The following is a 22,171-nucleotide window of genomic DNA, read 5'->3' on the forward strand; positions in this document are numbered from 1 at the left end:
AATTTCTCTTGCTTTTCTTGTTGATAATGATTATTAATTATAACGTTATAACATAACATTTTAATTAAGAGGAAAAGTATTATGAAACCAGGAATCCACCCTGAATATCGTCCAGTGGTGTTCCACGACACCAGCGTAGATGAATACTTCGTTGTTGGTTCTACGTTGAAAACAGAGAGAACCATCGAATGGAAAGATGGCAAAACCTACCCTTACTTTACGTTAGATGTGTCGTCAGCATCCCATCCGTACTACACCGGTAAACAGCGAGTGGTTCAAACAGAAGGTCGTATTGCGAACTTCAACCGTCGTTTTGGTCAATTTAAGAGCGAAAAGGAATAAATCATGAAGGTATTGAAATCATTAAAAAGTGCAAAAAGTCGTCATCCGGATTGCCAGATCGTAAAACGAAGAGGGCGTCTATATGTCATTTGTAAGGCGAACCCGAGGTTTAAAGCAGTGCAGAAGTAATCGTTCTGCATATTTCTGGCTTATGGTTTTGTTTAATTGATAATTTTGACTTAACTGTTTTACATGGATGAAATATCTACGTTTTTGTTTATTATTGGTTATAAAACTCTCTAATGGTCACAGTTTGTAACATTTAGGGCTTTTCTTTAACCTTCTACTCAAGTACCCTTCGCTCGCTTTTTTGACATTTTTGTCACATTTGCACAGGAATAAAAACAAGGAGGGAACAGATGAGTTCATCTGATTCAATTAAACAAAACTCGCCTAAGAAGCCGCTGTTTACGCGCTTTTTGGATACTGTCGAATATTTGGGGAACTTATTACCTCACCCGATCACACTATTTGCCATTTTCTGTTTAGCCATTCTGGTGATGTCGGGCATTGCAGGATACTTCGAAGTTTCCGTTGTAGACCCTCGTCCTGAGGGCGCAAAAGGTCGTGCCGCAGATGGCATGATTCATGTCGTCAGCTTACTTAACGCTGATGGACTCGAACTTATCGTTACTAACTTAGTGAAAAACTTTGTTGGCTTTGCACCTTTAGGCACGGTTTTGGTTGCGATGTTGGGTGTTGCTATTGCTGAGTACTCTGGTTTGCTATCTGCAGCTATGCGTGGCTTGGTCATGGGCGCATCTCAACGCATGGTAACAGTGACTGTTGTTTTCGCTGGTATCATTTCAAATACGGCATCAGAGCTGGGGTATGTGGTACTTATTCCACTGGCAGCAATGCTGTTCCATTCTCTAGGTCGTCACCCACTTGCAGGCCTCGCTGCGGCATTCGCTGGTGTATCTGGTGGTTATTCAGCAAACCTACTTATCGGTACGGTTGACCCGCTACTGTCAGGTATTACTGAAACAGCAGCGCAAATGATTGACCCAACTTACACTGTTGGTCCAGAAGTTAACTGGTACTTCATGTTTGTTTCGACGTTCTTCATTGCAATCACTGGTGCGTTTGTTACTGAAAAAATTGTTGAGCCAAAGCTTGGCAAATACAGTGAAGAAGAAGCCTCAGAAGATTTGTCGAACGACAAAATGGGCGGCTTAACAGACATTGAGAAGAAAGGTCTAAAACTAGCAGGTGTTGCTGTACTGGTTGTTTCCGCGTTGCTTGCTTGGACGGTTGTTCCAGCAGACGGCATTCTACGTTCTGATGCAGGTACAATTGCAGGTTCTCCATTCCTGAAAAGTATCGTGGCATTCATCTTTGTGTTCTTTGCTATCCCAGGCTTTGTGTTTGGTAAAGTTGTTGGCACGATGAAGACGGATCGCGATGTGATTGATGCAATGGCGAAATCTATGTCTTCTATGGGCATGTACATTGTATTGGTTTTCTTTGCTGCTCAGTTCGTTGCTTTCTTTAAATGGACTAACTTCGGTCAGGTATTTGCGGTTGCTGGTGCAAGCTTCCTGCAAGAAATTGGTTTAACTGGCCCGATGTTGTTCTTTGCCTTCATCCTCATGTGTGGCTTTATCAACCTAATGATTGGTTCGGCATCGGCACAGTGGGCAGTGACGGCACCGATTTTTGTTCCTATGTTGATGCTTGTTGGTTATGCACCGGAAACGATTCAGGCTGCTTACCGAATTGGTGACTCGACGACAAACATCATTACTCCAATGATGAGCTACTTTGGTTTGATTCTTGCTGTAGCGACTCGTTACATGAAGAACTTAGGTATCGGTACGCTGATCGCGACCATGCTACCTTACTCAATCTGCTTCATTGTAGGTTGGAGTGTGCTGTTCTACCTATGGGTATTCGTATTTGGCTTACCAGTAGGCCCTGGCGCAGCAACATACTACACACCGTAAAAAACGGTTACCTCACACAGCTCCATTACAAAAGCCTGCGAACGTCGCAGGCTTTTTTTATCGATCCAGATTGTGTGCAAGCAGGTTTGCTTGGTTATCGATGTCGTTTTATAGCTGAAAACGCATCAACAAAGGGCGATAAAAGTGCTGAGTGAGCCAGCACAAGCTTTGCCAAATTACGCGTTTGTACCAAGGTAAGTGCGCAATATAAACATAGCTAAATTCAATTTCTGGCTGGGCTTTTCGGTTGCGTTTAAAAGCTGGAGCCCCTGAGCTCATATTAAAGCGACGCTGGCATATCATTGCGTGGCGGATGGTATAAGCAGATATTCTTCTATACAGCGCAAAACTCTGCGGCTTATTGGTATCGTAGCCAAAAATTGGGCAAGTCATGTCGTTATCAATTTCTACTATGCCTAACGTAGCCAGCATCTCTCCTTGATAAAATAGTCCCACTAAATGCACTAAGTTATTCTGGCTAGCCTGTTTTAAATATTGGGTTGAAAACTGGATGTTATTCCGGCTGTATTTATCAAGGTAAAGCATGTCATATAACGCTTTGGCACGCTGAAACTCTTCATCAGTAGCCAGTGGCTTAAACTGCCAATCTTTATCATTAAACAGCTTGAAGTCTTTCGTTAAATCTCGGTTGAAGCTGAATGCTTGCCAATCCTCAAGTAAATACACTTGTCGCGTTACTAAGCTTTGCCATTGTTGCTGTTCTAATCGCTGAATTAAGTGTGAGTGCTGAAGTTGGTTGAGGGAGCGAAGCACCAAGGGAAAGGTGGGGTATTGATCGAGTGCCACGCGACGCAGTTCATCAAGGTTTAAGGATTCCCATTGTTCGCTATACATATTGGTGGACAAGCACTGATTGTTGAGCGTTTGGACTTGATCCAATCCAGCCAATGATAAGATTGGTTTAGTCATATTAATAAGTAGCTTACATACCCATCGAACAGCCACATTTTTGACTTTGTGAAGCTCTTCTTCGGCGTAGCCACTAAGCAGTGTCATAGGGGACACGGCATAACAGTTGTTTGGTATTTTTGGTGTTACGGAGTAGGGAATGGCAACATCATTGATATAGTAGCAACCAAAGCTTGCTGTGCATTCATCAATAAGATTCGACTGCATAAGAGTGATAAAGGTTTTATGCCATTCTTGAGAGGAAAGCGTCATGATCTCAACGCCTCTCCATTCCACTCAATATCAACGGTAGAAGCGGCGCTCCATTTTGCCTTGTTCTGCCTAGCTAACCGGAGTAATTCAAACACACTCCGGATTTGGCTCCCTACCGGCAAGTTATGCTGTTGCATTACATTCACTCCAGACCACCAATCTTGCCAAGTTCGAGCCTTGAACAGGGATAACCCACCTTCAGCGATGAGTGTTATTGGCCCTAAATGATGCAATCGCTGTTTGGAAGGACTGGTAAACTCCATATTAGGGAGCAGTTGAGTGCATCGAGAGGAGAGCAGGTGCAAACCACTTGTGGCTCTTGGGTTGCATTCAATCACGTAGAGTTCATTTTGTGATTGGATGAAGTCAAACGAAACTTGCCCATGATAAGTATGACGTTTACCAAAAGCGGCGATAAATGTATCTAGTCGATCGCATGAGATCGGCTGAAAAGCACTGGCGGCCGATCCGTTTACACAGTATTTCGGCACATAAGCTTGGTGTGCTTTAAGGTCACCATGTTCAAAAATCACATAGTTACACACCGGAGTCCCATGGATTTTTTGTTGCTGAACCCAAGGATAAAGTGGCGATATCGTGACGGCAGAAATAGACTGAGTTGTCACATCTCTTATTACTTGCCCGCCAAACCGAGAGTAAACTGGTTTTAGAACGGTTCTTTCATTAGTTTCAACCTCACTTTTATCAGCGACCAAACGAGTTTTTGGAAGTGTAATTTCTGGCAAGCCTTGAAGCTGTTCAAAGACGGTCAACTTGTTGTGTAGGGCATTGAGTAGTCCCATATTGGGCAGAAAAAAATCTACTTCTGGGCATTGCTTGGCAACATGGGCCAAGTAATAAACTTCTTCACAAGTGGGTATCACCATATCAATACGCATCTGAGTAATGGTTTTTAGGATCTGCTGTTGATAGGTGGGAAACGCAAATCGAGGTGAAGCGGTGGGGATATAAGACTCGATGCCTCGCAAAAATGACCCCAAAGGCCTTTTTAGTGAATCGGTGAGAATGACTTCATGCCCATGATGCATACACATGGTTGCCCACTCTAGTGCAACTGGTGCCCGGGCTCCGGTGATTAAGACCCGCATATGTTCACCACACGTCGTTGTTTATTCATTGGCGTCCAAATAGGCGTAGGGCGGTAACTAAATCTGACAGGATCAAGCTGCAATTGGTCAAACAACGTTATCAAGGCTTGATGTATAACCCTATGGTGGTGAACATCCGCTTCAATTTGAATGGTTTGTGACCCTGTTTGGGTGATTCGGTAATCCACGCGACCTTTGGCAGATAGTGTTATAGCGCGGTAGATGAGATCTGGTAACACCGTCACTGGGACGTGGTTTGCGTTTAGCGTGAGGCGATCACCACATCGTCCGGCAATCGCGCCAAGAGGTTCAAATACGCCATTATCCTGTTTATTCTCAATAATATCGTCGAGCTGATAACGAATAATTGGCTGAGTTTTACGACGAAAATCGGTGATGATTGGGCTGTAGTGAGTACGTTCGGTATTCAGCCAATGTTTTTCGATGTAAACAACATCTTGATTCCAGCGCATTTGTCCATGCTGATCCGTACATGCAAGAAAACCTTCAGTACATTGATAGACTTCATGGAGTTCGCTGTCGAACCGTTGAGAAATAAAGTGACGGTCACTCTCGGTTAGGACTTCTGCACCAGAAATGATCCGCTGTGGTTGAATTGCGGGTTGACCAAATTGACCGCTGAACTGGGCGCAGAGCTGAAGAGCTTGCGCACTACCAACCAAAAGCGTGGGTTGGAACTCATCCAGCTCTTTTATCCATTCTTGGTAAGGTTTGGTTAAATCGGCATAAAAAAATGTTACAGGCCCTTTCGCGACGGATTTATACAGTGGGCTGTTGGCGCGCAAGGCTAGAGCAATTCGGTGTTTTTGCCATAGGTTGGGCAACAGGCGAGCCAATATATTGCCAGCCCACAGTTGTGTTTCCTGCTTGTCAGCAAGAAACAGCCCGCGCATGCCTGATGTGCCCGAAGAAAGCCCAACCGTAACATCGCCAACTTTCGAAGCGGCAAAGTTGCGTGACTGCTCTGCTTTGAGTGCCTGCTGTATTAACTGTTCAGCATCTAAGCCCTTCGTATTTAACTCTGAAAGGTTCTCCATCATGGTTTGCTTATTCATGATAGGGAAATCACTGAGTGGTGCACCTTGAAAAGAGCGGTAATACGGTGAATGACGGCATACCCAATCCAAGTGTTGCGTTAAGTGTTGTTGCTGCCATGTTTCGACTTGTTCCCTTGAGCCGAAAGGGCGGTAGCGGGTTCGCCAGAATTCTGAGATAAGCGTTCTCACTTAATCCATCCTTCTTTGATTAGCTGCTGGATAGTTTCCTGACAATGTGAAGGTACGAAGCGAACAACGTGGTGGGCTTGTTGGTAGCAACTTCTCAACTCGGAGAGGGTGTTTTTATAGGCTTTTGTATCATCGCAAAGCATGTTCGCCAGCCAATGCTGATCGATATTTTCACTCAAGCTCTCGATTAACCAGCATGCATCGGCAAGTAAGAACAGCCAACCTTGCTCTCTTTTAACCAGCAAGCCCACTTGGCCAGCTGCATGGCCTGGCAAGCTAACCATATAAATAAGTCCATCGTCGAACATGTCTTTACAGAGCAAGTTAACCCCTTGGCACTGAGGAAGAATTTGGCTGATTGGCACAGAAAAATCACCATGAATGATGAAGTTAGATTCTAGTTGTTGAGGGAGCAGAGCTTTTAGGTAGCCTTTTCTTACGCCTCCAATTCGACCACTTTTAGTTATCGCATCTACCCCTTTTTGTTGGCAATGCAATTGAGAGTGAGAAAACTCAGACACGGCGGCAATGTGATCCGCGTGAAAATGGGAGAGCACTAAATGCTTAATATCATGAGGTTTGAGATTTTCTTTTGCTAACTGCGCAACAATCCCATGTTCTTGTTGATAGCGGCAAGGTGTTGTCCAAGCATAAAAGCGTTCAGGGAAGGGACGAGTCGCGCTAAAAAAGTGCTCGTGATATCCCGTATCAAACAGGATGTTGCCTTGTGTCGGGTGCTGAATTAACGCAACGGCTGCAGGAAATGCTATAGGCTTAATACCAGAACCTGGTTTGACAACAAAGCCTGGGTGTACGCAGTGTCCAGCCTCAAAGATTTTTATTTTTAGACCAGTTTGCATACTGCTGTATTCCTTCTTGAATTGAAAAAAGCGGTTGGTAATTCAGGTTTTTTATCGCCTTGCTGATATCCAGAGTTTGATGATAGTTAAACAATCCTGCGCTGTATGAAGTGAGCCTTGGCTCTGGCTGATGTGGTAAGCGCCTTCGTATTTGCTCACTGAGCTTTAATAATGGTGATACCACACCGTATGGTAATGATTGTAACGTTACTTTTAGGTTCAACCCCACACATAAAGCTTGTAGAACAGTCTCAATTGGCATTGGTTCGTTGTTGGAAATATTGAAGACATCACCATGCTGAAGCCGGTCTGCCTGAGTGCAAGCGAGCATCGCCGCATGGGCAACGTTGTCGACATAAGTTAGATCAACCACTGGGTTTCTACCCGATGGTAGAAGCAGAGTGTTGTTTTTTATCGCCTTAAGCACTCTTGGGATAATCGCGCGATCGTTGGGACCAAAAATGCCACGCGGTCTTAAAATGATCGCTTTGCTTTGGCCTTTTATGGCTTCAAGTTCAGATAGGTATTTGGTGTGTGCGTAATCATTACACCAGTGTGAAGCAATGGCGTCGGTTTCTCGAATATTCCAACGGTCTTGATGGTCAAAGTAGACGCTGGTGGAGGAAATATGGATAAAACGCGAGATTTGATGCGTATTAGCCGCATTGACGAGGTTTTTGGTGGCATCTACATTGGCTTGATAAAACGCTTCCCACTTGCCCCATGGGCTTGAGAGAGCGGCACAATGGATGATTGCATCCATACCTTGGCATACCGCATGAACTGCTGAGTGGTCTCTTAAATCGACTATATGTGGGATAACATCGAATTGCTCGGCTAGTTGTTTAGCGATGACTGTGTTTCGTGCTGTAAAATGCAGTTCATGCTGCTGGTGAAACATTCTTAGAATTGCGCTACCCAACATCCCACTGCCGCCAGTGACTAATATCTTCATAGTTTTAGCACTCCCATACCTAGTGACAACCCTGCGGCGGTACCAGCTAATAACACATGTTTTCCTGCTGTTTCTGGCTGATTACGCAGCCAGTGTAAGTTAATCGGGAGTGAGGCGGCGACTTGGTTTCCCAAAGTCGAAAAGTGATTAACTGTTTTCTCGGTTGGTAACCCGGTGAGTGATGGCAGTTTTTTTAATCCGTGCGCACTGGCTTGATGCGGAAGAAAGTAATCAATATCGCTGAGTGTTACCGGAGAGGCGTCAAAGCCTTTTTTTAGAAACGCCGGTAAGGTTTTACGCACATGTTTAAAGAGTGCTTTGCCCTCCATCTCAAACTGGCAGCTTTTTAAATAGGCTTGACGCTCTGAGGTGTGAGGGTTGACATGACTACCTCCGCCCTTAATTTGACAAAATGAATACCCGGTATGATGCGTTTCAAAGTGACTGGTGAGCAATCCATCATCGTTGTGTTCTTCGAGCAAAAATGCGGCGGCACCGTCTGCGAATAGGGTTGCAACTTCTGGTTTGAGCGTAAAATTTCGATTCAGTGTGATGCCAGTAGCGAGTTCGCTGGTAACAATGAGAATCCGACGGTATCGTTTTGCGAAGAATAGACTCTGAGCAAGATCAAGCGCAGAAAGAAATGATAAACAGGTGCTGTTCAAATCAAAACTTTCTAGCCATGTTGGAGCGTCTAACGCGGCGAGAACCGCTGAGGCGTCGTAGGGCAGAGACTGGTGGTGAGTGCCACTGGCGTAGATAAGGAGATCAACGGAGCTCAGGGTATGTATGTTTCCTAAACACTGCTTTATCGCCTGCACCGCCATGTAAATAGCGGTCTCTTTTGTATTGGCTACATGACGATATTCAACGTCGAATTTATTTCGGCAGGTCCCTGGCGCCAATTTTAGGAAGCGATCCATCTCTCGATCTGACCATTGATTCGTTGGCAGGTAGCTTCCACTAGAAACGATGTTAAAGCCCATTATTCTCTATACATTTATTAAAAACGTCGTTCAAAATAAACCACGTTGCATATTGAAGCTATGGCGAGCGAGATGAAAAATAAACAGAACAAAACAAATGGGAGTAAGAGCACGCTTTGGGTGCAATGCTGAAAATGAATTTTCAGTAATGAGCCAGGCTTTGATTTGCTGGCTCAATATGAATAGAGTGAGTATTACTTCTTAAATTTAGCCAAAATACGATCTAAATGGTTCGCAAATTCGCGGCGATCGGTTTGGGAAAGCGCAGCGGGTCCACCTGTCTGAATTCCGCTTGAACGCATGGTTTCCATGAAGTCGCGGATATTTAGACGTGCTTTGATGGTGTCTTTCGTATAAAGCTCGCCACGTGAACTGAGGGCTTGAGCACCTTTAGAGATGACCTCATCTGCAAGCGGAATGTCTGATGTGATCACCAAATCGTTGGCCTCCACACGCTTAACGATTTCGTTGTCAGCGATGTCAAATCCAGCTGGAACTTGCAGCGAGTGGATGTTGTCTCTTTTGGGCACCGGGACAACGTGGTTGGCGACAAACGTACATTCAATCCCCGTGCGTTCGGCGGCACGCACAATAGTTTCGCGGATGACTTTCGGACATGCGTCTGCATCTACCCATAACTTCATGATGACTTCTCACTTAGCTTGGCTTCTAGCTCTTCAATGCGAGCGACTAGTTTTTTCACCGTGCTTTCTAGCGCTGCAAGACGATCATTATCGGTATGCGCTTGCGCTGCGACTTCAACCTTGGGAACACGCTGAGCACTTTTCCAACTTTTTATTGCGGTGATTAATGCAGGCATTGGGACGGGCGTTTTTAAGCGTGCTTTCACTAACGCTACGGTTGGTTCTTTTCCTTGTTGTTGCAGTTGTTCCATTACCGCTTCTAATTCTTTAGTAACGTCTTGAGTTAACATTTTTAATCCTTAACAACGATATATCTATCATCATACGTTGAGTCCCCTAATTTGGCGAATAGCAATTTGGAATGTGTGGTGTGAGAGATCTCTTACATGGGTTGTGAGAGAAAACGATTTTGTGAGCGGAAAAATAGAAGTTACAATCATCAAGTTATTGATAAATAATGATTTAACAACTATTTAACCAATGTGGCGTATAAATATTTATCTAGGATAGATTGTCAATTTTTAGGAAAGGCGTAAATTGAGAGTTGTCAGCAGGAAGCAGACATGGAACAGGAAAGCACCAAGGATTTGGTTATCGTCAGGAAGACGATTTGGTTGGTCAGGATGATTAATCAAGCATGGAGCGTAGGACATTGTAAGGACACTATCATCAATAGGATGTTGATGACTAAGGATAGACAATGGACCCCTCTAGGATAGAGGTTATGGACAGCGTCAGGAAGATGCAAGGGACACCGCTCAAGGAACAAGTGATGTGTGCTAACGGGGAATGTTAGCTATCAGGATGATAAGGACACCGCTAGGACGGCGACGTAAGGAATAAGCTGACGGAATCAGCCACTATTATGGATGATGCATGGAGCACTTTTAGTAGCCGGACTGCTGCGAGTAAGACCATGACCCCGATACTTATGTGTCGGGGTCTTTCTTATATAAAAAGATACCTAGTCGTTCTCATTGAATTAAGCACCTTGAGGTGACTTGGGTATATCAATATCACAAAATTTATAAATTCCTAATAACACTTAATAAAAAACAATCCAGATCAATATCCTTTCCAATCAGTTGGTTTAACTTTCGGCTTCTCTACAAGGTGTTATGCCCCGCAGTTATTGAGCATATTCAAGCTCATCGAGTTTGCGATCTGCGGATAAATAAAGTTTGTTGTAATCAAGGAACAGATGTGGCCATAGTAACCAGAAGAATGCTTCTTCTACCCTACAATGAGTCGTTGCAACTAGAGTTCGTCATGCTGAATTGCTGTGCGAAAAACCGTGCTGAAATGAACGGTCCGTATACTGTCGCGTCTGCCAAACAGATGTTTGAGAAAATACTGGATGATGAAAATATTTATAGTATGGCGGTGCTAGAAAGCACCAGTCGTGACTATATGGGGCACGTGTTCATTTCCCATCTCGATTCCGAGCCTGAGTTAGGGTTTATTTTTGATAAATCTTATTGGGGTAAAGGGTTAGCGACAGAAGCTCTAAAAGCATTTTTCCCCAAGGCGTGCCGTGAGCTGGGGCTACATAAGGTTAAAGCTAACGTGAATAGCAACCATCAAGCTTCTATGGCGGTGCTGAAAAAACTGGGATTTGTTGAAACAAAAGAAAGTAAGGATCTATATGGCCCTTACTTTGAAATGGAATTTACAAGCGATGCGGTGGTAGGTGAAAGTTCTGCGGCCTGAAACCGACCATAGTTAGCTCCCCTTGGTAGCAATCGTCACCAAGCGATGAAAACTCAAATTGATACACCGTATGCCAACGCCAGACTCCGTCTGGCGTTTTTAGTTTATGGGCACCAAAGGCGATGCTGATTAATTGGAGATCCAATTGCTCACATTTACGCGTGATTGCCACTTTTGCGAGTTCGGCTTGACGACGTTGTTGCCAAAACAGATAACAGAAAAAGCATAGCCCTAAAATTGCTAAAAGATCACCAATCATCCCTGAACCTTTATTATCCCTTTGTTGCTTGTTGTAAGCTTACTAGCGCGTTTGCTAGTTCTTCAGATGGATTTGAATGTAGCAAGGGCAATAGCACCATTCTTAACTCTGGTAGCATCACTAAATCGGCAAATAACTGATTAAATAGGGCTTGATTACCGGTTTGAGCTAAACGCAGCAAAAACTGCTCTGCTACCTTTTCATTGGCTAGTAAGTGCCAAGCTCGGCCAGCCACGCCAATCAGTACTTCCTGATGGCTTAAACGAGAGCTTTGTAATATCGCTTCTAACACTGGAGAGGCAATGGCTGTTGGTGCGCCAGCCAAAGCTCGGATAAGCGCTGAAAGTAGGAAGAGATCAGGCTCGCTACTTGCGATTTCTTGTTGTGCTTTTTCCGCGATACGTTCTGCTAAACGCTCTTGTAACTCTACATGCTCAAGCGCACCCAACAGAGCATAAAGTGGTTCATTCGGTAGGTGGTTCAACGCCTTGCGTATCATTACCCCGTTTTGCTCTTTGTCCAAACGAGCGGCCATGTCGGTGATCCCTTGCAGACCTACGGTTTGCCAATTATCCCAGCCTAAACCACCTGAAAAGTAATGCTGAGTGTGCTCATAATATTGGCTGGTAGGAAGATCGAGGTTCGCGCGGACCTGGCTATGAAACACGGCCATTTTGTCTTCGGAAGGTTTGAACGTATATGGGTTATTAGACAGCTTTTGCTGTTGCTCTTCAGAGATATCATCATTGAGGCGTGTTCCCATGGCTTCCACTACGTATTTAATGAAATTGCCGATATCCGCTTGCTTTAACAAACCGCGCTCGTCCAATTCAAACTTTAGAAACCAAATCCAAGGTTGCTTTTGTTCATTCCAATAAGCGATGGCAAGGTGTGCTTTACGCTGCATTGGGAATGGGTACGGTGCTTGACCTTTTTCTACATCGGCAAACTCTTTCTTAGCGATGGTTTTGATACGACGACCAAGATCGAAGATTTGATAATCACAGCGGCTGTTGTTCAACAGTTGAGTGAGGGTTTGAATGTTTTCCATTAAATACGACGTCCTAACGTTCTTTTCACAAGAAATGGTATCATTCTCGGCTAATTCAAGGTTCGAGATAGAATTAATGGTAACAAATACTCAATTGGTCGACTTACTTCACCAACTTGAAACGCAGCTTAAAGAACATAAGTTGTGGCAACACACTAGGCCTTCAGAGCAAGCCTTACAAAGCGTGGAGCCATTTGCGATTGATACGTTGCATCCTCATGAGTGGTTGCAGTGGATCTTTATAGACAGAATGCACGTGCTAGTGGAAAACAACCAACCATTGCCAAGAGGGTTTTCTCTCGAGCCCTATTTTTCAGAAGCGTGGAAGCAGGAACCGCAGTTCGCAGAGCTGCTTGTTACAATCCGAACCATTGACGAACTGTGTAAGTAAACGAATGCTAGAACAAGAAATAGCGCGATCTTCAGAACCAGTTGAGCTGGAGATCGTTTATCAGGATGAATATTTTGTAGCGGTCAACAAGCCTGCAGGCATGTTAGTGCATCGCAGTTGGTTAGATAAACACGAAACTCAGTTTGTCATGCAAACTTTGCGCGACCAAATTGGTCAGCATGTGTTCCCACTGCATCGTCTGGACCGTCCAACATCGGGTGTGCTCGTGTTTGCGTTGTCGAGTGAAGTCGCGTCACAAGTCATGCCGATGTTTGCTGAACATAAAATGGAAAAGACGTACCACGCGATAGTACGCGGTTGGATTGAGGAAGAGGGCGTCTTGGATTACGCGCTCAAAGTCGAGTTAGACAAGATTGCGGATAAGTTCGCTTCACAAGAAAAAGAAGCGCAAGAAGCGGTGACGGAATATAAACCGTTGGCTAAAGTGGAAGTTCCCTATTCGACGGGTAAATTTCCTACAACGCGTTATTGCTTAGTTGAGATGAAACCTAAAACGGGGCGTAAGCACCAACTTCGTCGTCATATGGCGCATCTACGCCATCCGATCGTGGGTGATACAACGCACGGAGATGGCAAGCACAACAAGCTATATCGCACAGAGTTTGATTCTCATCGTTTGCTACTGCACGCTTCAGAGTTACGGTTTGTCCATCCATTTACCGATCAAGAGATTGTCATGACGGCCAATCTTGATGAGACTTGGCAGCAATTGTTTACTCGATTTGAGTGGGATGAATCAATGATCAACCGATAATGGGATTAGTTAGATCTAGATAATGATTGGGTACAAATAAAAAGGGTTAGCATCAATGCTAACCCTTTTTTTAGTATTTAAGACTTAACGTTTTACTTGAGTTTTTCGAGATCTGCTTCGATCTCTGCGATCTTGCTCGAAACGACTTTTTCTAAATGACGAAGGTCTGAAAGAATTTTCTCTTTTACATCAACTTCAGGTTGTTTCGTTGGCTTAGTGATCTTATTCAGTTCATCAATGACCAATGTGAGGTTACGGTTGATTTCCGTTACTTCTTTATATTTGTGACTGCCACTGTCCACAAGAACATTTTTGATTTGGCGCGGGTATTTGAATTTAACGCTTTTGGCGAACAGCTCGCCTTTTTGCTTGTGGAAATAGATCTTGAGCACGTCTTTGTGTGCTTCTTGGCGTAGGGAATAACGTTCAATCTGCTTAGGGTCGTGAATACCCAAACCAGTGAGGTGGGGATACATAGGCTACCTCTATTACATCGAATTGATATTGATATAACTGTAGCAGCCAATGTATGAGCTAGATAGCTGATATTTAGCCAAAATGCTTAACTTGTGGGCAAGATCGCTCTCGCCCTGAACCGAAAAGATTGGCAGGTTTGATCTAAGCTGCGACCTCATCAGATAACTTTTCGATCAATCTCTCTCTTAGCTCATCTTGCTGTTCTTCACTTAATCTTCCCCCTGCATCACTGGTTAAAATAAACAAGTCTTCTGCTCGCTCACCAATGGTGGTGATTTTGGCACCGTGAAGGTTGATATTTAAATCAGCAAACGTACGGCCTACTTTGGCCAACAGCCCCGGTGTGTCTAGCGCGACAAACTCCATTAAAGTGTGTTTTTTACCTTTGGTTGGTAAGAAGTCGACTTTGGTTTTCACATTAAAGTGCTGAAGTTTGTTCGGAGTACGGCGCGTTTTAATCTTGGTTGGTCGGCCCGCCTCCAGTACATGGGTGAGGTGCTTAATCACCGCGGCATGACGGGACTCATCAATCGCTTCGCCATGTTGATCGAGCACCATAAAGGTATCAATCACGTGCCCATCTTTGCTGGTCATGATTTGCGCGTCGTGTACATTAAAATTACGCCTATCTAACTCCGCCACGACCGTCGCAAATAAAGCTGGCTGGTCTTTCGTATATACAAACACCTCAGTGCCGCCGCGAGTGGCTTTTTTGCTGATCAAGACCAAAGGCTTAGTTGGATCTTCCATGCGAAGTAAGTGTTCGCAGTGCCACGCGATTTGCGTATGGGTATGACGAAGGAAATAGTCAGCTTTGAAGCGTTGCCACAATACTTCAATTTCGCGCGCGGCAAACCCCTCTTTGCGCAGCATTGCAGAGGCCATTTGTTGGTTGTGGCGAATTCGCTCACGCACATCGACAGGATTCTCTAGCCCTCTACGTAAAGCACGTTGTGTAGAGTAATACAGCTCTGCGAGTAAGGTTCGTTTCCAAGCATTCCAAAGTTCTGGGTTGGTTGCACAAATATCTGCAACTGTCAGGCACACAAGATAATCGAGAGATTCTTCGTCTCTGACTTTTTTGGCAAATTCGGTAATCACATCGGGATCATAAATGTCTCGGCGCTGTGCGGTGACGGACATTAATAGATGATGCCTTACCAACCAAGCGACAAGTTTGGCCTCGGGCTTTGATAAGCCATGCTCAATACAGAAGTCGTAAGCCTCACCTTCGCCTATAACAGAGTGATCGCCGCCACGTCCTTTACCGATATCGTGGAAAATAGCGGCAATAATCAGCAGCTCTTTCTTTTGCATCCGTGGGTAGACGTCACAACAAATAGGGTGCTTCGCATGATTGTCTGGGTCACTAAAGGTATTAATGTGTTTCAGTAAGCGAATACTGTGCTCATCAACCGTGTAGGCGTGGAATAAGTCAAACTGCATTTGACCAACAATTTGGCTCCATTGCGGTAAATAGGCCGCCATAACCCCCAATCTGTGCATCAGGCTGAATGCTTTATGCAGAGCATTAGGGTGACGACATAACGCCATGAACTTTTCACGCGCAGCAGGAATGGTGTGCAAAAATTTGTTGAGTCGACGGCGCGCGGTGCGCAGCTGACGTAGTGTTGGTGGGCTCACCCCTTCAATGGTTGAGTCGTTCGCGATATGTAAGAACATATCCAGAATAGTTTCTGGGCGAGCTTGAAACAATGCGGGTTTCCGCGCTTCAATCAAAGAGCCACGACGTTGGAAGTCGGCATCGAGAATCTCGGCACTTTCTGTCGCACCACCATTAATGATCGCTTGATCAAAAAGTTTGAGTAGCATTTTATTGAGCTCTGCCACACGACGAAGTGTGCGATAAAACTCTTTCATCATCATTTCTACGCCTCGGTTGCCTTCCCCGACGTAGCCTAGATTTTCCGCAACTTGTGCTTGATGGGCAAAGGTCAAGCGGTTGTCATAGCGGCGAAGCTCCATGTGCAGAGCGAAACGCACTCGCCAAAGGAAGTCCTGACATTCAACCAATTCTCGGTATTCTGCGTCAGTTAAAAATCCGTATCGGCTCATTTCCAGCAATGACGTGGCACCAAAGTGACGCCGGGCGACCCAGCTTAATGTATGAATATCGCGCAGCCCGCCAGGGGTCGACTTAATGTCTGGTTCTAAGTTGTAGGTCGTATCGTGGTAACGGGCATGGCGTTCTCGCTGCTCTTGAATTTTAGCGCGATAAAACGTTTCACTTGGCCAAAAGGAGTCTGATAACACGACTTTCTTCAGTGCCTGAAAGGTGTCCTCGCTTCCACACAGCAGTCGCGCTTCTTGCAGGTTTGTCGCGACCGTTAGATCGGCTTTACCAATTTCAGCACATTCAGTAACGGTGCGAACAGCGTGTCCGACCTCGAGTTTTAAATCCCACAACAGCGTAATGAATTCGCTGATTTTTGCTTCTAACGCGGTTGGCAGTTTATTGTTCGACAGAATCAAAATATCGATATCGGAGAGCGGATGCAGCTCGCCACGCCCATAGCCACCCACGGCAACTAGAGAAATGTTGTAAATATCTTTGAAGCCAAAATGTTGCCACAAACGATTCAGAAGCAGATCCATGTATTCTGCCCTAGCTAAAACCAAGCTTGTTACCGGATGATGATTGAGAAACTCTTGGTTTTGATCGGAGCTAAATTTCTCTAACTCTTGTTTGAGTTCTCCGATATTGATTTGTTCATCGGAAAAGGTAAGAGGGGACTGAAGTGTCATATTTGCCATCCGTGCAAGCTAATCTAGTTACAATCTAACAAATTTGTGGCAGATAAAAAATATCCCCGCCGAAGCAGGGATATAGTAAACAACGGGTGGTCGTAAGCTTTACGCGTTTTTCATTAGGCGAGGAATCGTATCGTCGCTACGAAGCGTCAGTACTTCACAACCTTCTTTTGTTACAACAATGGTATGTTCCCATTGCGCAGAGTTCTTGCCGTCGCCTGTGTAAACGGTCCAATCGTCTTGAGCGTCAACAGAGCAACCAAATTTACCTGCGTTAATCATCGGCTCAATAGTAAAGCACATGCCTTCTTTTAGTACGCGGCGGTCTTTGTTCTTGTAATGAACCACTTGTGGTTCTTCATGGAACTCATCGCCGATACCGTGGCCACAGAAGTCTTTCACAATAGAAAACTTGTTGCGAGGGTTGTTTTTGTTGTTCTCTTTGATGTATTTCTCGATAGCTGTACCGATGTCACCAACTGTTGAACCTGGCTTAACGGTACGCATACCAACATACAGTGCTTCTTGAGCAACCATGCATAGACGTTTGTTTGCAGGTGAAACATCACCGACTAGGAACATCTTAGAAGTGTCACCATGGTAACCTTGAGGACGCACGCTCAGATCCGCATTTTCGTCATTTGGAACGATTACGGTAATATCAACGTTTAAGATGTCGCCATCTTTTAGTACCGCCGGCTTCATTTGACCGTTGCTACCGATTTCGTCTTTTTCTGCTGGAATACCGTGGCATACGATATGGTTGATTGAAGTACAAATCGACTTAGGGAAACCATGGTAATCAAGCGGAGCAGAGTATGCGCCTTTTTCTAGAGCGTACTCATGACAGATTTTGTTCAACTCTTCTGTCGTCACACCAACTTTGATGTGTGGTTCGATCATTTCTAGAATCTCTGCGGCCAGTTTGCCCGCAATGCGCATGCGTTCTATTTCTTCAGCAGTTTTAATCTTGATTGACATTGGCTTTCTCTACTTATTCCTAAGCACGTAAACGTGCGAATGGCCGCATTCTATCAGACATCGGGGCGTTAACCCAAGTCAGATAGGAATATGCATCATTCTTAATTCGATCGTATGTTTAAAGTTTTGCTTATAAATAGGAGAAAGTGGCACGGTGAAGAAATAATTTTTACTAGCCACAGTGAGCTAAAATATGGTATAAAGCGCGCCGGAATAGAGGACTGTTCTCTTCGTTTAGCAAAGCTAAGCGGCGAAGCAAGCTTCATCCGAATAACCTTTTATCTTTAAATCACACACATTCCGTCACATATTCCGGGGTGCTGAGCAGAAGCTTGGTCGGAGTTATGGGGAATGTGGAGGCCTAACCCCATAGAGGAATTTAAAATGGCAACTGTATCAATGCGCGATATGCTAAAAGCTGGTGTTCACTTCGGTCACCAGACTCGTTACTGGAACCCAAAAATGAAGCCATTCATCTTTGGCGCTCGTAACAAAGTTCATATCATCAACCTAGAAAAAACTGTACCAATGTTCAACGACGCTCTAGCTGAACTAGCTAAAGTTGGCGAGAAGAAAGGTAAAGTTCTATTCGTAGGTACTAAGCGCGCTGCATCTGAAGCTGTTAAAGAAGCTGCAATCGCAAGCAACCAGTTTTACGTAAACAACCGCTGGTTAGGCGGTATGCTTACAAACTACAAAACAGTTCGTCAGTCTATCAAGCGTCTAAAAGATCTAGAGACTCAATCTCAAGACGGTACTTTTGACAAACTAACTAAGAAAGAAGCTCTAATGCGTACTCGCGAAATGGAGAAGCTAGAGAAATCTCTTGGTGGTATCAAAGACATGGGCGGCCTACCAGACGCTCTATTCGTAATCGACGCTGATCACGAACACATTGCAATTAAAGAAGCTAACAACCTAGGTATTCCAGTATACGCTGTGGTAGATACTAACTCTAACCCAGACGGCGTTGACTACGTAATCCCAGGTAACGACGACGCGATCCGCGCTGTACAGCTATACCTGAACGCTGCTGCTTCAGCAGTATCTGAAGGTCGTAACAAAGACGTAGCTGCAGTTGCTGAAAAAGACGGTTTCGTAGAAGCTGAATAATAGCGGCTCTGTGTCACACTTGGTCTATGTGAAACCTTTGTGTAGCATAAACTAAGTTATAGTTAGCAATGGGGGCCGACAATGTTAGGCCCCTGTTTTTTACCTTATTTCGAATCAAACGAGGAATACAGAATGGCAACTGTAACTGCTGCTCTAGTTAAAGAACTTCGCGAGCGTACTGGCGCTGGCATGATGGAATGTAAGAAAGCGCTTGTAGAAGCAAACGCTGACATCGAACTAGCAATTGAAAACATGCGTAAATCTGGCGCAGCGAAAGCAGCTAAGAAAGCTGGTAACGTTGCAGCTGAAGGCGCAATCATCATCAAAGAAGAAAACGGCGTTGCTGTTCTTCTTGAAGTTAACTGCCAAACTGACTTCGTTGCTAAAGACGGTAACTTCACTGCATTCGCAGAAGAAGTTGCAGCTGCAGCTCTAGCTTCAAAAGCGACTGTTGAAGAGCTACAAGCACAATTCGAAGACGCACGTGTAGCTCTTGTAGCTAAAATCGGTGAAAACATCACTATCCGTCGCGTAGAATACGTTCAAGGCACTGCAATTGCTTCTTACCGTCACGGTGAGAAAATCGGTGTTGTTGTTGCTGGTGAAGGCGACGCAGAAACTCTTAAGCACGTTGCAATGCACGTTGCTGCTTCTAAGCCTGAGTTCGTTAACCCAGAAGACGTACCAGCTGACGTAGTAGAAAAAGAGAAAGCGGTTCAAGTTGAAATCGCAATGAACGAAGGCAAGCCTGCTGAAATCGCTGAGAAGATGGTTGTTGGCCGCATGAAGAAATTCACTGGCGAGATCTCTCTAACAGGTCAAGCTTTCATCATGGAACCTAAGAAAACTGTAGGTGAAATGCTGAAAGAAAAAGGCGCTTCAGTTTCTACATTCGTTCGCCTAGAAGTAGGTGAAGGTATCGAGAAGAAAGAAGAAATGAGCTTCGCTGAAGAAGTTGCTGCAGCTCAAAAAGGTTAATCCTTAGAGACTGTATAAAGATTAGACCGTAGCCTTGGCTGCGGTCTTTTTATGAGCAGTGAACGATTAGCCGTGATGAATAGCCATAACTGAATTTGTGTCTATTCATGACTGTTAATCAACAACTCTCTTTGGAAGGTAAACTCCATGACTACGAACCCTAAACCAGCGTATCAACGTATTCTATTAAAACTGAGTGGTGAAGCTCTTCAAGGTGAAGACGGTTTTGGTATTGATCCTGCGGTCCTTGATCGCATGGCACAAGAAGTTAAAGAACTGGTTGAACTGGGTGTTCAGGTTGGTGTAGTTATCGGTGGCGGTAACTTGTTCCGTGGTGCAGGCCTTGCTGAAGCTGGTATGAACCGCGTAGTTGGTGACCACATGGGTATGCTTGCTACAGTAATGAATGGCCTAGCGATGCGCGATGCTCTTCACCGTGCATACGTGAATGCGCGCGTTATGTCTGCCATTCCTCTAAAAGGCGTATGTGACGACTATAATTGGGCTGATGCGATCCGTGAGCTTCGCCAAGGCCGTGTTGTCATCTTCTCTGCTGGTACGGGTAACCCGTTCTTTACAACGGATTCTGCTGCTTGCCTACGTGGTATTGAAATCGAAGCGGATGTTGTACTAAAAGCGACGAAAGTTGATGGTGTATTTACTGCTGACCCTGTAGCAAACCCAGACGCAGAGCTGTATGATAAGCTATCTTACGCAGAAGTTCTGGATAAAGAGCTGAAAGTGATGGACTTGGCGGCGTTTACGCTAGCTCGTGACCACAAAATGCCAATCCGCGTATTTAACATGAACAAGCCAGGCGCACTACGTCGCGTGGTTATGGGCGAAGCAGAAGGCACGCTAATCAACGAATAAGCTTGTCCCAAGGTGCCACCCAAAGCGTTAGGGTGGCGTTTGCTTTGCTCAACCGTTTTAGGCTTTCTTCAGGAAAGATGACATTTTTAAGGTGAAACTGTGATTAACGAAATCAAAAAAGACGCGCAAGAGCGCATGGATAAAAGCGTTGAAGCGCTTAAGAACAACCTTTCTAAAATTCGTACAGGTCGTGCACACCCAAGCCTACTATCTGGTATTTCTGTAGAATACTACGGTGCAGCAACACCTCTAAACCAAGTAGCAAACGTTATTGCTGAAGATGCACGTACACTTGCAATCACGGTTTTCGATAAAGAGCTGACTCCGAAAGTAGAAAAAGCGATCATGACGTCTGATCTTGGTCTAAATCCTATGTCTGCTGGTACTATCATCCGTGTTCCACTTCCACCACTAACGGAAGAGCGTCGTAAAGACCTAGTTAAGATTGTTCGTGGTGAAGCTGAAGGTGGTCGTGTTGCTGTTCGTAACATCCGTCGTGACGCAAACAACGATCTAAAAGCGCTTCTAAAAGATAAAGAAATCTCTGAAGATGAAGATCGTAAAGCACAAGACGAAATTCAAAAACTAACTGACGTTGCAGTTAAGAAGATCGATGAAGTTCTTGCTGCAAAAGAAAAAGAGTTGATGGAAGTTTAATACTCCCACACACATCACTGTTGGAAAACGCTGTGCTCACAGCTCAGCGTTTTTTTATGTTAGTCTATCCAACTGATGGAACTCAATTAACTCCCTATGCAAAATTCTCAAGCCTTCTCTGATTCCCTTCCTAAGCATATTGCCATCATTATGGACGGTAATGGCCGTTGGGCTAAGTCCAAAGGAAAACCTCGCGTATTTGGTCACAAAAAAGGCGTTAATGCCGTTCGTAAGACCGTGGCTGCTGCTTCAAAGCTTGGCATTAAAGCCATGACGCTATTTGCTTTTAGTAGTGAAAACTGGCGTCGTCCGGAGGAAGAAGTGGGTCTTTTGATGGAACTGTTTATCACGGTCCTGTCTAGTGAAGTAAAAAAACTACACAAAAATAATTTACGGTTGCGCGTGATCGGTGATACCAGTCGATTTAGTGAGCGTCTACAAAAGAAGATTGTAGAAGCTGAAAATCTAACGGCAGGTAACACGGGGATGGTGATCAACATTGCAGCCAATTATGGCGGTAAGTGGGACATCACAGAAGCGGCCAAAACGTTAGCGTTAAAAGCACGTAACGGTGAGATTCGTGTAGAGGATATCAATGAGCAGCTAATCACTGAGCATTTGACCATGGCAGACTTACCTGAAGTGGATCTTTTGATTCGTACCAGTGGAGAGTGTCGCATCAGCAACTTTATGTTGTGGCAAATGGCTTATGCAGAAATGTACTTTACACCCGAGTATTGGCCGGAATTCGACGAAGACAGCTTAGTTGAAGCTGTAACTTGGTTTATCAATCGAGAACGTCGTTTTGGCTGTACAGGTGAACAAATAAAGGCATTGATGGCAGCTCAATAAGGACTAGTTAG

Annotated in this window: 24 protein-coding genes; 11 read left to right on the forward strand and 13 right to left on the reverse strand. The window is 44.7% G+C overall.

Annotation, left to right across the window (positions count from 1 at the left end; genetic code table 11):
• Positions 1–81: 81 nt before the first annotated feature.
• The 3 genes from MTR11_RS19195 (at position 82) to MTR11_RS19205 (ending at position 2,288) form a co-directional block, all read left to right on the forward strand.
• Positions 82–342, forward strand: coding sequence for a type B 50S ribosomal protein L31 (locus tag MTR11_RS19195; RefSeq protein ID WP_012841491.1), 261 nt, complete (start codon positions 82–84; stop codon positions 340–342).
• A 3-nt stretch (positions 343–345) separates the two neighbouring features.
• Complete coding sequence (gene ykgO, locus MTR11_RS19200) at positions 346–471, forward strand: type B 50S ribosomal protein L36 (protein ID WP_005593337.1); 126 nt, start codon at positions 346–348, stop codon at positions 469–471.
• Positions 472–701: 230 nt separating this feature from the next.
• The gene (locus MTR11_RS19205) at positions 702–2,288 is read left to right on the forward strand and encodes an AbgT family transporter (RefSeq protein WP_006742541.1); all 1,587 of its coding nucleotides are present in this window, start codon (positions 702–704) and stop codon (positions 2,286–2,288) included.
• A 108-nt stretch (positions 2,289–2,396) separates the two neighbouring features.
• On the opposite strand, the gene MTR11_RS19210 is transcribed toward MTR11_RS19205, so the two are convergent.
• The 8 genes from MTR11_RS19210 to MTR11_RS19245 all read right to left on the reverse strand — a co-directional run bounded on the left by MTR11_RS19210 (position 2,397) and on the right by MTR11_RS19245 (position 9,561).
• Positions 2,397–3,470: a hypothetical protein gene (locus MTR11_RS19210; RefSeq protein ID WP_243328218.1), complete on the reverse strand. Its 1,074-nt coding sequence runs from the start codon at positions 3,468–3,470 to the stop codon at positions 2,397–2,399.
• Positions 3,467–4,579 (reverse strand): ATP-grasp domain-containing protein, encoded by a 1,113-nt coding sequence (locus tag MTR11_RS19215; protein WP_243328219.1) that lies wholly within the window; start codon positions 4,577–4,579, stop codon positions 3,467–3,469. Before MTR11_RS19215 ends, MTR11_RS19210 begins: the two co-directional genes overlap by 4 nt.
• A complete protein-coding gene (locus MTR11_RS19220) occupies positions 4,567–5,826 on the reverse strand; it encodes a F390 synthetase-related protein (RefSeq protein ID WP_243328220.1) in 1,260 nt (419 codons plus the stop codon). Before MTR11_RS19220 ends, MTR11_RS19215 begins: the two co-directional genes overlap by 13 nt.
• Positions 5,823–6,686, reverse strand: coding sequence for an MBL fold metallo-hydrolase (locus tag MTR11_RS19225; protein ID WP_243328221.1), 864 nt, complete (start codon positions 6,684–6,686; stop codon positions 5,823–5,825). Before MTR11_RS19225 ends, MTR11_RS19220 begins: the two co-directional genes overlap by 4 nt.
• On the reverse strand, positions 6,655–7,641 hold the full coding sequence (locus MTR11_RS19230) for an NAD-dependent epimerase/dehydratase family protein (protein WP_243328222.1): 987 nt from the start codon (positions 7,639–7,641) through the stop codon (positions 6,655–6,657). The genes MTR11_RS19225 and MTR11_RS19230 overlap by 32 nt, the downstream gene beginning before the upstream one ends.
• The gene (locus MTR11_RS19235) at positions 7,638–8,627 is read right to left on the reverse strand and encodes a ketoacyl-ACP synthase III (protein WP_243328223.1); all 990 of its coding nucleotides are present in this window, start codon (positions 8,625–8,627) and stop codon (positions 7,638–7,640) included. Before MTR11_RS19235 ends, MTR11_RS19230 begins: the two co-directional genes overlap by 4 nt.
• 194 nt (positions 8,628–8,821) lie before the next feature.
• Complete coding sequence (locus tag MTR11_RS19240; RefSeq protein ID WP_005380310.1) at positions 8,822–9,271, reverse strand: YaiI/YqxD family protein; 450 nt, start codon at positions 9,269–9,271, stop codon at positions 8,822–8,824.
• Positions 9,268–9,561, reverse strand: coding sequence for a hypothetical protein (locus tag MTR11_RS19245; protein ID WP_012841496.1), 294 nt, complete (start codon positions 9,559–9,561; stop codon positions 9,268–9,270). Before MTR11_RS19245 ends, MTR11_RS19240 begins: the two co-directional genes overlap by 4 nt.
• 934 nt (positions 9,562–10,495) lie before the next feature.
• On the opposite strand from MTR11_RS19245, the gene MTR11_RS19250 reads away from it, so the two are divergent.
• Positions 10,496–10,981 (forward strand): GNAT family N-acetyltransferase, encoded by a 486-nt coding sequence (locus tag MTR11_RS19250; RefSeq protein WP_080936742.1) that lies wholly within the window; start codon positions 10,496–10,498, stop codon positions 10,979–10,981.
• Here MTR11_RS19250 and MTR11_RS19255 read toward each other — a convergent pair.
• Positions 10,941–11,240, reverse strand: a complete 300-nt coding sequence (locus MTR11_RS19255; protein ID WP_012841498.1) for a DUF3301 domain-containing protein — start codon at positions 11,238–11,240, stop codon at positions 10,941–10,943. The two genes, MTR11_RS19250 and MTR11_RS19255, sit on opposite strands and share 41 nt — an antisense overlap.
• Before the next feature lie 13 nt (positions 11,241–11,253).
• Positions 11,254–12,291 (reverse strand): DUF3549 family protein, encoded by a 1,038-nt coding sequence (locus tag MTR11_RS19260; protein WP_237308253.1) that lies wholly within the window; start codon positions 12,289–12,291, stop codon positions 11,254–11,256.
• Positions 12,292–12,367: 76 nt separating this feature from the next.
• Between MTR11_RS19260 and MTR11_RS19265 the strand changes: the two genes are divergently transcribed.
• Positions 12,368–12,682: a YqcC family protein gene (locus MTR11_RS19265; RefSeq protein ID WP_005391784.1), complete on the forward strand. Its 315-nt coding sequence runs from the start codon at positions 12,368–12,370 to the stop codon at positions 12,680–12,682.
• A 4-nt stretch (positions 12,683–12,686) separates the two neighbouring features.
• Positions 12,687–13,457, forward strand: coding sequence for a tRNA pseudouridine(65) synthase TruC (gene truC, locus MTR11_RS19270; RefSeq protein WP_171343217.1), 771 nt, complete (start codon positions 12,687–12,689; stop codon positions 13,455–13,457).
• Positions 13,458–13,549: 92 nt separating this feature from the next.
• Here truC and MTR11_RS19275 read toward each other — a convergent pair whose 3' ends face one another.
• The 3 genes from MTR11_RS19275 to map form a co-directional block, all read right to left on the reverse strand.
• The gene (locus tag MTR11_RS19275; RefSeq protein WP_005380322.1) at positions 13,550–13,933 is read right to left on the reverse strand and encodes a DUF3461 family protein; all 384 of its coding nucleotides are present in this window, start codon (positions 13,931–13,933) and stop codon (positions 13,550–13,552) included.
• Positions 13,934–14,075: 142 nt separating this feature from the next.
• Positions 14,076–16,700 (reverse strand): bifunctional uridylyltransferase/uridylyl-removing protein GlnD, encoded by a 2,625-nt coding sequence (gene glnD, locus MTR11_RS19280; RefSeq protein ID WP_104974891.1) that lies wholly within the window; start codon positions 16,698–16,700, stop codon positions 14,076–14,078.
• 108 nt (positions 16,701–16,808) lie between these two features.
• The gene (gene map, locus MTR11_RS19285) at positions 16,809–17,687 is read right to left on the reverse strand and encodes a type I methionyl aminopeptidase (protein WP_005380326.1); all 879 of its coding nucleotides are present in this window, start codon (positions 17,685–17,687) and stop codon (positions 16,809–16,811) included.
• 384 nt (positions 17,688–18,071) lie between these two features.
• Between map and rpsB the strand changes: the two genes are divergently transcribed.
• The 5 genes from rpsB (at position 18,072) to MTR11_RS19310 (ending at position 22,160) form a co-directional block, all read left to right on the forward strand.
• Positions 18,072–18,800: a 30S ribosomal protein S2 gene (gene rpsB, locus MTR11_RS19290; RefSeq protein ID WP_012841501.1), complete on the forward strand. Its 729-nt coding sequence runs from the start codon at positions 18,072–18,074 to the stop codon at positions 18,798–18,800.
• A 132-nt stretch (positions 18,801–18,932) separates the two neighbouring features.
• Positions 18,933–19,778 carry a translation elongation factor Ts gene (gene tsf, locus MTR11_RS19295; protein WP_012841502.1) on the forward strand — a complete coding sequence of 282 codons (846 nt, stop codon included), beginning with the start codon at positions 18,933–18,935 and terminating at the stop codon, positions 19,776–19,778.
• A 147-nt stretch (positions 19,779–19,925) separates the two neighbouring features.
• Positions 19,926–20,651: a UMP kinase gene (pyrH, locus tag MTR11_RS19300; RefSeq protein WP_005380329.1), complete on the forward strand. Its 726-nt coding sequence runs from the start codon at positions 19,926–19,928 to the stop codon at positions 20,649–20,651.
• 99 nt (positions 20,652–20,750) lie between these two features.
• Complete coding sequence (frr, locus tag MTR11_RS19305; protein ID WP_005380330.1) at positions 20,751–21,308, forward strand: ribosome recycling factor; 558 nt, start codon at positions 20,751–20,753, stop codon at positions 21,306–21,308.
• A 96-nt stretch (positions 21,309–21,404) separates the two neighbouring features.
• Complete coding sequence (locus tag MTR11_RS19310) at positions 21,405–22,160, forward strand: isoprenyl transferase (RefSeq protein WP_006741661.1); 756 nt, start codon at positions 21,405–21,407, stop codon at positions 22,158–22,160.
• The last annotated feature ends 11 nt before the right edge of the window (positions 22,161–22,171 follow it).

It is taken from the genome of Vibrio sp. CCB-PB317 (assembly GCF_022808245.1).
GTDB classification, from domain to species: domain Bacteria; phylum Pseudomonadota; class Gammaproteobacteria; order Enterobacterales; family Vibrionaceae; genus Vibrio; species Vibrio diabolicus.

Coding starts and splice junctions, on each gene's coding strand:
- MTR11_RS19225 (WP_243328221.1), bottom strand. CDS start 6,686: ATGCAAACTGGTCTAAAAATAAAAATCTTTGAGGCTGGACACTGCGTA.
- MTR11_RS19250 (WP_080936742.1), top strand. CDS start 10,496: ATGCTTCTTCTACCCTACAATGAGTCGTTGCAACTAGAGTTCGTCATG.
- MTR11_RS19310 (WP_006741661.1), top strand. CDS start 21,405: ATGCAAAATTCTCAAGCCTTCTCTGATTCCCTTCCTAAGCATATTGCC.
- MTR11_RS19195 (WP_012841491.1), top strand. CDS start 82: ATGAAACCAGGAATCCACCCTGAATATCGTCCAGTGGTGTTCCACGAC.
- MTR11_RS19255 (WP_012841498.1), bottom strand. CDS start 11,240: ATGATTGGTGATCTTTTAGCAATTTTAGGGCTATGCTTTTTCTGTTAT.
- MTR11_RS19265 (WP_005391784.1), top strand. CDS start 12,368: ATGGTAACAAATACTCAATTGGTCGACTTACTTCACCAACTTGAAACG.
- truC (WP_171343217.1), top strand. CDS start 12,687: ATGCTAGAACAAGAAATAGCGCGATCTTCAGAACCAGTTGAGCTGGAG.
- pyrH (WP_005380329.1), top strand. CDS start 19,926: ATGACTACGAACCCTAAACCAGCGTATCAACGTATTCTATTAAAACTG.
- MTR11_RS19240 (WP_005380310.1), bottom strand. CDS start 9,271: ATGAAGTTATGGGTAGATGCAGACGCATGTCCGAAAGTCATCCGCGAA.
- MTR11_RS19205 (WP_006742541.1), top strand. CDS start 702: ATGAGTTCATCTGATTCAATTAAACAAAACTCGCCTAAGAAGCCGCTG.
- MTR11_RS19275 (WP_005380322.1), bottom strand. CDS start 13,933: ATGTATCCCCACCTCACTGGTTTGGGTATTCACGACCCTAAGCAGATT.
- ykgO (WP_005593337.1), top strand. CDS start 346: ATGAAGGTATTGAAATCATTAAAAAGTGCAAAAAGTCGTCATCCGGAT.
- map (WP_005380326.1), bottom strand. CDS start 17,687: ATGTCAATCAAGATTAAAACTGCTGAAGAAATAGAACGCATGCGCATT.
- MTR11_RS19260 (WP_237308253.1), bottom strand. CDS start 12,291: ATGGAAAACATTCAAACCCTCACTCAACTGTTGAACAACAGCCGCTGT.
- MTR11_RS19215 (WP_243328219.1), bottom strand. CDS start 4,579: ATGCGGGTCTTAATCACCGGAGCCCGGGCACCAGTTGCACTAGAGTGG.
- MTR11_RS19230 (WP_243328222.1), bottom strand. CDS start 7,641: ATGAAGATATTAGTCACTGGCGGCAGTGGGATGTTGGGTAGCGCAATT.
- MTR11_RS19235 (WP_243328223.1), bottom strand. CDS start 8,627: ATGGGCTTTAACATCGTTTCTAGTGGAAGCTACCTGCCAACGAATCAA.
- tsf (WP_012841502.1), top strand. CDS start 18,933: ATGGCAACTGTAACTGCTGCTCTAGTTAAAGAACTTCGCGAGCGTACT.
- rpsB (WP_012841501.1), top strand. CDS start 18,072: ATGGCAACTGTATCAATGCGCGATATGCTAAAAGCTGGTGTTCACTTC.
- MTR11_RS19210 (WP_243328218.1), bottom strand. CDS start 3,470: ATGACGCTTTCCTCTCAAGAATGGCATAAAACCTTTATCACTCTTATG.
- MTR11_RS19245 (WP_012841496.1), bottom strand. CDS start 9,561: ATGTTAACTCAAGACGTTACTAAAGAATTAGAAGCGGTAATGGAACAA.
- glnD (WP_104974891.1), bottom strand. CDS start 16,700: ATGACACTTCAGTCCCCTCTTACCTTTTCCGATGAACAAATCAATATC.